The following is a 10418-nucleotide window of genomic DNA, read 5'->3' on the forward strand; positions in this document are numbered from 1 at the left end:
GGTCGAGCCGTCGGTGCGCTTGATGGCCCAGCGCTCGCCGGTCTGGCCGTCGCGGCCGACCACGGCGATGTCGCCCGGGCCGCGCGAGGTGACCGCGTAGCCGTCGCCGGTGAGGGCGTCGGAAGCGCAGGATTCGGTGACGCCCGGCTTGGACAGGTCGCCGCGCAGCCCGGCCGAGGAGCCGGTGCGCTGGTTGTAGGCCGAGACCTCGGTGCCGCCCTGGCCGCTGACGAACACCTGGGTGCCGGTGGCGCGGTCATAGGTCATGACGTCGGGCGCCTGGCCGGTCAGGGGCGCGCCGCAGGGACCGCCGCGGCCGGCGGGACGCTTGGCGGAGACGGGTCCCGGTCCCGGCTGGGCCTGGGCGAGGCCGGCGGCGGCCATCGAAAGGGTCAGGGCGCCGATGGCGAGCGTGCGGATCATCGCGGAGCTCCTTGAGGGGCCGGAACCGGACCGCCGGCGGCGGCCGAGGCGTCGTAAGGGTCGGCGGGACCGCCGGCCAGGGCGGCGGGCGCGGGACCGCTCAGGATCGCCACGGCGCTCGTGGGCCAGTAGCTGTCGTAGTCCTGGCGGGCGCGGTCGCGCGGCGTGCGGAACAGTTCCGGCGCCTCGAACCACGGACGGCAGGTCAGGGCGCCGTCGAAATAGCCGGTGATCAGGGCCTCGCAGCCGCCGGGGCGGGCGAAGACGCGGTTGTCGCGGGCGCGGATCTGGGCGCCGCTGTCGGCGAACAGCCCCGCGCGCATGACGCCGGCGATGGCGTTGTCCGACGCGAAGACCACGCCCGAGGCGGCGTAGATACCGACGTCGGCGGCTTCCAGCTGGCCGTCCAGCACGCGCAGGTCGGCCCCTTCCAGCACCACCGCCCAGTCGCTGTCGCGGACCACGGGGCGCTGCAGCGTGGTCTCGCCGCCGCTGATATAGATGCCGCGCGAGAAGCCGTCGGTCGACAGGCCGTCGATCTGCACCAGCTGATCGCGGTTGACGCCGGTCAGCACGAAGCCGGCCGAGCTGCGCACGCGCGACGAGCCCGTCCAGTCGCCCAGGCGCACCACGCGGACATCGCGCAGGCGGCTGTCGCGGCCGGTCTCGACGGCCATGCCGATGGCGGTGGCGGCGACGTCGACGTCCTGGGCCTGCAGACCGCCCGACAGCTTGACCACCGGGGCGCGGGTGCGGCCGACAAAGGCGGTCTGGTAGAGCTCCACCCGGCTGTCGGCGACGTCGATGGCCGAGCCCTCGCCGTCGTAGCGCACGACCACGCCCTTGAGGGCCAGCTCGGTGGCGCGACCGACGATGCACGAGGCCGTGCCGCCCCGCGTCGATTCCAGGCCCAGGTTCTCGAGCACCACATAGGCCACGCCCGGGGCGATGCGGATGCAGGGCTGATCGGCCGGGGCCATCAGGATCGGCCGGGCGCGCGAGGGGCTGTAGTCGCGGGCTACGATGTGCACGGCGCGGGTGACGTTCAGCGTCTCGACGCAGGCCCCGCCGTTGCGCGAGATCAAGGTCAGGGTGTCGCCGTCATAGAGGCGCGAGAGCACGTCGCTGACCTCGCCCGGATAGGCGACGTCGCAGTCGACGCTGGTGCGGTAGCGCTCGTAGGGGCGCGAGGGATAGTAGGGCCGGCGCGGCGGCTTGCGCTTGGGGACATAGCCCTTGCAGCCGTGCGACAGGGCCGGCTGGATCAGCAGGCCAAAGCACGGGCGGATCTGCTGATCGACCTTGGCGTCCGGCGAGGCCTGGGCGGCTTGCGGCGCGCCGACGGCGGCCAGGCTGATAGCGACGAGTCCCGCCGCGAACAGGCGAAGGCGTCTCATCGATAGTCCCTTTCAGTGTTCGACGGGCCGGGAGCGTTCGAGGAGCCGGCATAGGGCCTGGCCTCGTACGGCCGGGGCCGCTCGCCCGGCGCGCGGGGCGGGCGCGAGACCTGGGCCAGCAGTTGCTGCAGGCGCCAGACCGACGGCTTGAAGCCGGCCAGAGCGCCGTCCAGCTGGTAGACCACCGCCTTGGCGCGGTCCTGGTCGGCCACGCCCTGCAGGCCCAGCGAGAAGAAGGTCGACATGGCGTACTTGGCCTCGGGCGAGCCCTGGCGTTCGGCCTCTTCGTACCAGTGGTAGGCGCGGGCGTAGTCGCGCGGCACGCCCACGCCCTCGGAGTACATCACCGCTAGCACCAGCTGGGCCTTGGACGAGCCGTTGACGGCCGCGTACTGCACCGCCCTCACCTTCTCGATCGGCGTCAGCCGGCCGGTGGTCGGGCGGCCGATCGAGGCCTGGAAGGTCTGGGCGTCGCCCGCCGCCAGCAGCCGCTCGTCGAGCAGCGGCGCGGGGATGATCCGCAGATAGGCCAGGGCCTCGCCGATATGGACGAAGGGCAGCTCGTGCAGGCGGGCCAGGGCCGCCTCGCGGGCCTCGCCCGACGGATCGCTCTCGTCGGAATGGGGCACGCCGGAGTCCGGGGAGTCGGCCGGATAGAACTCGTAGGGCGGGATCCAGCGCTTGGCCTTGCCCTCGACGAAGCCGCCGTAGGAGGCCCGCTGCGGCGAGGAGCGTTCGAAGTCCTTGAGCATGACATAGGCCGAGACGTCGCCGGTCTGCACCGCCAGATAGTTGTAGAGATAGGCGTCGACGTCGTTGCGGCGGAAGAGGTCGAGCGCCGCCGGGGCGCCGACGTGCTTGCGGTCGCCATAGGCCTCGACGGCCTGGAGGTTGTCGGACGGCTCGCCATAGGGGCCGAAATAGCCGTCGTGCATGCGCGCCAGGGCGCGGAAGCCGTCGGCCCCTTGCGTCGACAGGATGTAGATCACCCGGTTGCGGACCTGTTCGCGCTCTTCCGTCGACATGCGGGAGAGCTGGCGGTCGAGGGCGCCGTAGGCGGCGTGGCGCTCATAGGCGCGGCAGTCGTCGAAACGCGACAGGGCCTTGCCCGGCTTGCCGCGCGGCTCGTAGGCGGCGATCGGGGCGTAGCCCGCCGGATTGGCCAGGGCCATGGCGTACCAGGTGGCCGCCTCGACCGGATCGTCGAGGTTCTTGTCGACCGCCCGCTGGCCCTCGTAGCGGCGGGCCAGCTCCAGCTGGGCGAAGAAGTCGCCGCGGAAGCCGCCCTGGCGCAGGTTGCGGATCTCGATCTGCTGCTGGTTGAACTGGCCCGAGACGCCCTGGGCCGCCTGCGGGCGCGGGCAGGCGCCGGCGCGCTTGGCGAACAGCTGGTTGGCGGAAAAATCGCAGCCGAACAGCGGCATGGCGACCAGGGTCGCGGCGGCCACGCCGAGCGGCAGGCGACGGATCGGCCCAAGGCGCGTCCACGGCCGCGTGGTAATCCACGAACGCGCGGCCCGCCCCAGGTGAAGGCCCCGGTCGAGGAGAGTCGAAACAGCGTCGCTGGCCTCGTGCATCGCTCCCCTCCAGCCCCGCCGTTAACCATAGATCAGCGTCACTCATGGGCCGCCGGCGACGACGCTGTCAAGCTCGCCAGACCGTCGTTCGACCACTGTCGGTCGCCATGCCTTAATTGGAACGCGGAACAGGCGTGTTGCCCGGCTAATTCCGTGTAATCACACGATTTTCGCCCGTCAGGGGATCGTCATTTTTCGCCTATTGGGCGAGCTGGCAAGGCGCGGTCGCCCGGGCGATTCTCGTAACTAGCTCACCCCTCCCCCTTGATGGGGGAGGGGCAGGGGTGGGGGTGACTGCTGAGGCGAATAAAGGCGACGCCGCGTCCGGTCGGATCGCCGCGCCCCCCCCATCCCCGGCCCTTCCCCCATCGAGGGGGAAGGGAGAAGAGCCCCCCTCACCGCCCCGTCGGCATGTCCTTGAACGCCACGTCCTTGTCGACGCGGACGTCGCCGGGCAGGCCCAGGACCCGTTCGGCGATGATGTTCTTGAGGATTTCGTCGGTGCCGCCGGCGATGCGCAGGCCGGGGGCCCACATCAGGCTTTGCTGGAAGGCCGCGCCGGCGGCGGCTTCGGGGCCGGTGAGAACGCCGTACTCGCCCTGCATCTCGACGGCGGTGTTGGCCAGATCCTGCAGCTGGTTGGCCGAGATGATCTTGCCGATCGAGCTTTCCGGTCCCGGGGTCTGGCCGCGCGACAGGGCGGTCATGGTGCGGAAGCGGGTGAACTTCAGCCCCTGGGAGGCCACGAACCAGTCGGCCAGCTTCTCGCGGAAGGCGTCGTTCTTGAGCGCGGGGCCGTCCTCGCCCGGCAGGGCGCGGGCCAGTTCCAGCACCTCGCGGTAGTTGGGACCGGCCGAGCCGCCGACGGCCAGGCGCTCGTTCATCAGGGTGACGAGGGCCACCTGCCAGCCCTGGCCGACCTCGCCCAGACGCTGGCTGTCCTTGACCCGCAGGTCGCTGAAATAGACCTCGTTGAACTCGCGCCCGCCCGACATCTGGTGGATCGGCCGGCACTCGACGGCGGCGTCGCGCATGTCGATCCAGAACATGGTCAGGCCCTTGTGCTTGGGTACGTCGGGATCCGTCCGTGTAAGGAGAATGCCGAAGTCGCTGTAGTGGGCGCCGGTGGTCCAGACCTTCTGGCCGTTGATGATCCAGTCGTCACCATCACGGACGGCGCGCGTGCGCAGGGCCGCGACGTCGGAGCCGCCGGCCGGTTCGGAGAACAGCTGGCACCAGATCTCCTCGCCCTTCACGGCGGGAGAGACGAAGCGCTTCTTGGTGTCGGTGTCGGCGAAGGCCATGACCGTGGGCACGCACATGCCCAGGCCGATGGTGAAGTAGCCGTAGGCGACGCCGGCCTTGCCCTCCTCCTGGCCGAAGATGACGGACTCGATCGGCGTGCCGCCGCCCCCGCCCACGGCCGAGGGCCAGGTGATGCAGGCGTAGCCGGCGGCGGCCTTGCGGGCCTGCCAGGCCTTGGCGGCGGCCATGTGCTCGGGGGTGTTGGGCTTGGGTTCGCCGTGCTCTGCCTTGTGGGCGGCGGCGGCCTCTTCCAGCCAGGCGCGGGCCTTGTCGCGGTAGGCGGCTTCGCTGGGGGAGTCGTTGAAGTCCATGATCTTGTTCTCCCTTAAGCCGCGTTCTTCTTCTCGAGCTCGCTCACCAGCCGCTCCTTCCAGAGCCGGGGCGAGCCGGCCACGAGGGAGAGCTGCCGCGAGCGGCGGTAGTAGAGGTGGCAGTCGACCTCCCAGGTGAAGCCCATGCCGCCGTGCACCTGGACGCTTTCCTTGCTGGCGAACCAGAAGGCTTCCGAGGCGGCGATGCGGGCGGCGGCGGCGGCCGTGGGCAGTTCGGAGGCCCCATTTTCTTTGAGCGTGGAGGCGTTGAGCGCCCAGGCGCCGTAATAGGCGTTGGAGCGGGCGACCTCGTTCTTGACGTACATGTCGGCCAGCTTGTGCTTGATGGCCTGGTAGCCGGCGATCACGCGGCCGAAGGCGTAGCGGCCCAGGGCGTAGTCCTTGGCCATCTCGAGGCAGCGGTCGGCGCCGCCCAGCTGTTCGAAGGCTAGCAGCACGGCGGCCCGGTCGAGGATGCTCTGCACGAGGTCGAAGCCCTCGCCCGCCGCGCCCAGCCGCTCGGCGGCCGCGCCGTCGAAGGTCAGGCGGGCGACGCCGCGGGTGGGATCCAGGCTTTCCAGCGTCTCGCGCTTCACGCCGGCGCCCATCAGGTCGACCAGGAAGAGGCCGGGCTTGCCGCCCTCGGACGCCAGGACGATGGCGGTGTGGGCGATGTCGCCGTCGGTGACGGGGATCTTCACGCCCGTAAGCTTGCCGCCCTCGACCTTGCTCGACAGAGCCGAGGGGGTGAGCACGCCGGGGCCTTCGCTGACGGCCAGGCAGCCGATCAGCTCGCCGGAAGCGATAGCCGGCAGGATCGCGGCCTTCTGGGCGTCGGAGCCGTGGGCCATCACGGCCTCGGCCAGAATGTAGACCGTGGAGGCGAACGGGATCGGGGCGACGGCGCGGCCCAGCTCCTCGGCGATGGCGCACAGCTCGACCCGGCCAAGGCCCAGCCCCCCGTGCTCTTCGGGAATGGCCGCGCCCAGCCAGCCCTGCTCGGCGACGGCGGCCCAGAGGGCCTGGTCGTGGCTGCGGGCCGGATCGTCCAGCACCCCGCGCACCACCGCGGGCGGACAGCGGCCGCTCAGGAACTTGCGGGCCTCGTCCTTGAGGAACTTCTGGTCGTCGGAATAGTCGAAATCCACGGCCGTTTCTCTCCCTTGGCCGTTCTGACGACGGCCGTTGGAAACGACGATGACCGAGCTTGCGCCCCCTGGAAAGATTGACCCGGCGTCAAGAATTTCAGGTTCTTATGCGACCCGAGTATTCGCAAGCCCCCGTTCCAGCCGAAGTTCCGGAGTCCCATGGCCAAGACCGTCTACCAGCGGAACCAGAAGGTTTGGGTCGAGAGCGTCGGCGCCTGGGCGACGATCGAGAAGATCGTGCCCATCTGGGCCAAGGGCTTCGACGAGCCGGTGCGGGTGACCTACGACGTCGGCCTGGGCCGCGAGTTCCTGGCCCACGAGCTGAAGCCCGAGGACAAGATGGACCCGCAGGAAGGCGGCGTCCTGTCGAACTGGCGGGTCCTGCGCGCCCGCAACAAGTGGCAGCAGGAGGGCGACTGCCTGCATCACCCCTTCCCCGGCACCTATCCGGTGGTGGTCACCGATCCCAACGACTGGGGCGGCTGGCGCACGCCGGGGGCCGAGTACGATCGCGACCCGCGCAAGATCGAGTTCCAGGCCAAGCTGATCGCCACCGCCCCGCGCCTGCACGCCCTGGCCCGCGAGATCGTGACCCTGGTCGGCGACCACCCCGAGGACGCCCCCCCCGCCCTGCTGGCCCTGGCGCAGAAGGCCGCGGCCATCGAGCGCGAGCTGCACGAGACGCCGGCGGCGAGCGGATCGATCGAGGGATAGACTTCTCCCTTCCCGTTGGCGGATGGGGGACGGGTCGGGGATGGGGGTGACCTTCTGAGCTGGCGGCCGTGCGCGGCATCCGACGCCGCAGCCACCCCCACCCCTGCCCCTCCCCCATCGAGGGGGAGGGGTTCCAGATACCTAGAACCGCCGTCCGATGCCCACCGACACCACCGTCGGATCCAGGTTGACCTTCGACTTCAGCGCGCCGCCGTTGATCTTGGCGTCGGTCTCGAACCACACCTTCTTGACGTCGAGATTGACGACGTACGGCCCCTTCACGGCGATGTCTGCGCCGGCCTGCAGGGCGTAGCCGAAGCCGTCGTCGAGATCGACGGTGAAGCCGTTGCGGTCCTTGCCGCTGTAGAACAGCATGTAGTTCAGCCCCGCGCCCACATAGGGATTGAAGCGGGCCTTGGGCGCGAAGTGGTACTGGGCCGAGACCACCGGCGGCAGCACCCAGGTCTTGTGCACCACGACGTCGGTCCCCGGCCCCACGGCCTTGACGGTGTGCTGGGTCGTGCCGGCGATCACCTCGACGGCGAGCTTGTCGGTGATGAAGTAGGAGACGCCCAGGGTCGGCTTGACGTCATCCTTGACGTCGGCCTTCAGGCCGGTGGCCGCGCCGGCCGAGGTGACGATCGGGTCGCCCGCGTCGGGCAGCACGCCGGTGGCGCGCAGGTTGACCTGCCAGGTCCCCTTGGCGGCGGGCGTGAAGGCCTCCTGGGCTTGAGCGGCGCCGGTCGCGGCGGCGAGCGTCAGGCCGGCCAGCAGGGCGAGGCGAAGGGCGGTCATGGTCTTATCCCCTTGGAGTGCGACGCGTCGAGGCGTCGCCAGGGGTGATGCGCCCGCCCGCCGGGACGCACATTGATCAGCCTCAAGCCTTGGAGAAGCGGCCTTCCTTCCAGGCCCGCCAGGTCAGCCAGCCGACGGCGAAGACACAGCCGATCAACAAGGGGATCGAGCCTTCCGGACCATCGGTTCCTCGCAGCCAGGCGATCAGGATCCCCCGCCCAGGCTCGTAGATGGACGTATCCTCAGCGCAAAATAGAGCAGGACCGCCGATGACCGCCCCCGACAGCGCGCCCCACGCCGTCGACAGGCCAAGCCCAAGCCATAACCGCTGACGGCGAAGCCACAGAAGGCCGAGGATGGCTCCGCCCAGCGTGGCGTTCACGCGCTGGATCGGCGGCAGCTTCCATCCCGAAGATACAAGCCAGGAGGCCAGCAAGGCCGCGAGCACGACGCCCGCGACCGGTCCGAGCGCCTGGGTCGCCAACCGTGCGGTTCCGCCCTGCACGGCCAAGCCCAGCAGCAGGCCGCCGAACAGGCCCTGGGGCAGACCGTTCGCCAGCGCCGCATACCAATCAATGGACGTCGGCGGCCGCCAGACCACGCCGCCGCTCAAGGTGAGCACGCCCATCAAAAGGCCGAAGGCGAGCGCGGCCAGGACGATCCCGAGGCCCAGTTCGAGGATCGCAAAGGCCGGCGCCAACTCTGACGGCCAGCGCTTCTCGCCCAGCCGAACCAGCAGGACGTAGGTCCCGAGCGCGACCAGGATCGCCGCCAGGGCGGCAAGGGGTTCTTGGCCCAGCGCGAAGTCGAACCAGATGCTGGGCGGCGCGAGATGAGCCGTGAAGCCGCCGGCGATGTCCCTGGTCGCCAGCACGGCGAGCCCCGCGATACAGGGGACCAGCGTCAGGATCATCGCCCAGACCAGAATGACGATCCGGCGGCCCGGCGAAATACGGCTGCCGCCTTCGGCGAGGGTCTCGGACATCGGCGGCGCCTCAGGTTGAGCTTCGAAACCTAGCCGATAAATCGACAAACCGCGCAACCGGCGGCCTCGCCCCGGCCCCGACGGGCGACTACATTGGCCGGATGCGCACCGAAACGCCCCAGCCGATCCGGCTCTCCGACTATCGTCCGTTCCCGTTCGAGATCGAGACGACGCACCTGTCCTTCCAGCTGGAGCCGTCGGCCACGCGCGTGACCGCCACGCTGCAGGTGCGCCGTACGGGCGCGGCCGGCGAGCCGCTGTCGCTGAACGGCGAGCGGCTGACGCTCAAGGCGATCGCCATCGACGGCCAGGCCCTGAGCGGCAACCAGTACGAGCTGGACGACGAGCGCCTGACCATCGCCGACGTCCCCGACGCCTTCGAACTGGTCACCGAGGTCGAGATCGATCCGTCGGCCAACAAGGCGCTGATGGGCCTCTACATGTCGGGCGGCCGGTTCTGCACCCAGTGCGAGGCCGAGGGCTTCCGCACCATCACCTTCTTCCCCGACCGGCCCGACGTGCTGAGCCGCTACACCGTGCGGATCGAGGCCGACGTTTCGTTCGAGCACCTGCTGAGCAACGGCAACCTGATGGAGGCCGGCCAGTTGAAGAACGGCCGCCACTTCGCCGTCTGGAACGACCCCTTCCCCAAGCCCGCCTATCTGTTCGCCCTGGTCGCCGGGCGCCTCGACGTGCTGGAGGACGACTTCGTCACCATGAGCGGCCGCACCGTGGCGCTGAAGGTGTTCGTCGATCCCGGCCAGGCCTCGCGCGCCGCCTATGCCCTGGACGCCCTCAAGCGCTCGATGAAGTGGGACGAGGAGGCGTTCGGCCGCGAATACGATCTGGACCTGTTCATGATCGTGGCCGTGCGCGACTTCAACTTCGGGGCCATGGAGAACAAGGGGCTGAATATCTTCAACTCCTCGCTCCTGCTGGCCGAGCCGGAGACGGCGACCGACTTCGACTACGAGCGCATCGAGAGCGTCGTCGCCCACGAATATTTCCACAACTGGACCGGCAACCGCATCACCTGCCGCGACTGGTTCCAGCTGTGCCTGAAGGAGGGCCTGACGGTCTTCCGCGACCAGAGCTTTTCCGCCGACATGCGCGGCGCGGCCGTGCAGCGGATCAAGGACGTCAAGGCCCTGCGCGCCCGCCAGTTCGCCGAGGACGCCGGCCCGCTGGCTCACGCCGTGCGGCCGTCGAGCTATCTGAAGATCGACAACTTCTACACCGCGACCATCTACGAGAAGGGCGCGGAGATCATCCGCATGCTGAAGACCATCCTGGGCGCCGACGCGTTCCGGGCCGGCCTGGACCTCTATTTCGAGCGCCACGACGGCGAGGCGACCACGGTCGAGGCCTTCGTCGCCTGCTTCGCGGAAGCCTCGGGGCGCGACCTTTCGAGCTTCTTCTCCTGGTACGAACAGGCCGGCACGCCGTCGGTGTCGCTGACCCACGCCTATGACGCCGCCGCCAAGGCCCTGTCGATCACCCTGACCCAGAAGACGGCCCCGACCAGCGGCCAGCCGGTCAAGAAGGCCCTGCCGATCCCGGTGACCATCGGCCTGCTCTCGCAGGCCGGCGCGCCGCTGCGCGACAGCGAGGTGGTGCTGCTGGAGGGCGAGAGCCTGACGGTGCGCTGGGAGGGCGTGGCGGAGACGCCGGTGATCTCGGCCCTGCGCGGCTTTTCGGCCCCGGTGACCCTGACCACCGACGCGCGCCCCGCCGACGCCTATGTGCTGTTCGCCGCCGATCCG

The 10418-nt window shown here is 70.0% G+C and carries 8 protein-coding genes and 1 pseudogene; 2 read left to right on the forward strand and 7 right to left on the reverse strand.

Annotated features, from left to right (window positions below; genetic code table 11):
- The 5 genes and pseudogenes from DMC18_RS14465 to DMC18_RS14485 all read right to left on the reverse strand — a co-directional run.
- A partial coding sequence (locus DMC18_RS14465; RefSeq protein WP_233248160.1) for a hypothetical protein occupies window positions 1–423 on the reverse strand: 423 nt, incomplete at its 3' end.
- Window positions 420–1805 carry a hypothetical protein gene (locus DMC18_RS14470; RefSeq protein ID WP_370444025.1) on the reverse strand — a complete coding sequence of 462 codons (1386 nt, stop codon included), beginning with the start codon at window positions 1803–1805 and terminating at the stop codon, window positions 420–422. The genes DMC18_RS14465 and DMC18_RS14470, both read right to left, overlap by 4 nt.
- Window positions 1771–3397: pseudogene (locus tag DMC18_RS14475) on the reverse strand (tetratricopeptide repeat protein); the annotation flags it as partial. The pseudogene DMC18_RS14475 and the gene DMC18_RS14470, both read right to left, overlap by 35 nt.
- A 395-nt stretch (window positions 3398–3792) precedes the next feature.
- The gene (locus DMC18_RS14480; protein ID WP_110120114.1) at window positions 3793–5013 is read right to left on the reverse strand and encodes an acyl-CoA dehydrogenase family protein; all 1221 of its coding nucleotides are present in this window, start codon (window positions 5011–5013) and stop codon (window positions 3793–3795) included.
- 14 nt (window positions 5014–5027) lie between these two features.
- Complete coding sequence (locus DMC18_RS14485; RefSeq protein WP_110120115.1) at window positions 5028–6161, reverse strand: acyl-CoA dehydrogenase family protein; 1134 nt, start codon at window positions 6159–6161, stop codon at window positions 5028–5030.
- A 159-nt stretch (window positions 6162–6320) separates the two neighbouring features.
- On the opposite strand from DMC18_RS14485, the gene DMC18_RS14490 reads away from it, so the two are divergent.
- Window positions 6321–6875: a hypothetical protein gene (locus DMC18_RS14490; RefSeq protein WP_110120116.1), complete on the forward strand. Its 555-nt coding sequence runs from the start codon at window positions 6321–6323 to the stop codon at window positions 6873–6875.
- A 141-nt stretch (window positions 6876–7016) separates the two neighbouring features.
- Here DMC18_RS14490 and DMC18_RS14495 read toward each other — a convergent pair whose 3' ends face one another.
- Complete coding sequence (locus tag DMC18_RS14495; RefSeq protein ID WP_110120117.1) at window positions 7017–7670, reverse strand: OmpW family protein; 654 nt, start codon at window positions 7668–7670, stop codon at window positions 7017–7019.
- An 82-nt stretch (window positions 7671–7752) separates the two neighbouring features.
- Complete coding sequence (locus DMC18_RS14500) at window positions 7753–8655, reverse strand: hypothetical protein (RefSeq protein WP_110120118.1); 903 nt, start codon at window positions 8653–8655, stop codon at window positions 7753–7755.
- A gap of 101 nt (window positions 8656–8756) precedes the next feature.
- Between DMC18_RS14500 and pepN the strand changes: the two genes are divergently transcribed.
- On the forward strand, window positions 8757–10418 hold a 1662-nt coding region (gene pepN, locus DMC18_RS14505), incomplete at its 3' end, for an aminopeptidase N (protein WP_110133037.1).

The sequence above is a fragment of the Caulobacter sp. D5 genome (assembly GCF_003185805.1).
GTDB lineage: Bacteria > Pseudomonadota > Alphaproteobacteria > Caulobacterales > Caulobacteraceae > Caulobacter.

Bases quoted from the DNA above. Each gene is read 5' to 3' on its own strand.
- DMC18_RS14480 (WP_110120114.1), bottom strand. From the start codon at position 5,013: ATGGACTTCAACGACTCCCCCAGCGAAGCCGCCTACCGCGACAAGGCC.
- DMC18_RS14490 (WP_110120116.1), top strand. From the start codon at position 6,321: ATGGCCAAGACCGTCTACCAGCGGAACCAGAAGGTTTGGGTCGAGAGC.
- DMC18_RS14495 (WP_110120117.1), bottom strand. From the start codon at position 7,670: ATGACCGCCCTTCGCCTCGCCCTGCTGGCCGGCCTGACGCTCGCCGCC.
- DMC18_RS14500 (WP_110120118.1), bottom strand. From the start codon at position 8,655: ATGTCCGAGACCCTCGCCGAAGGCGGCAGCCGTATTTCGCCGGGCCGC.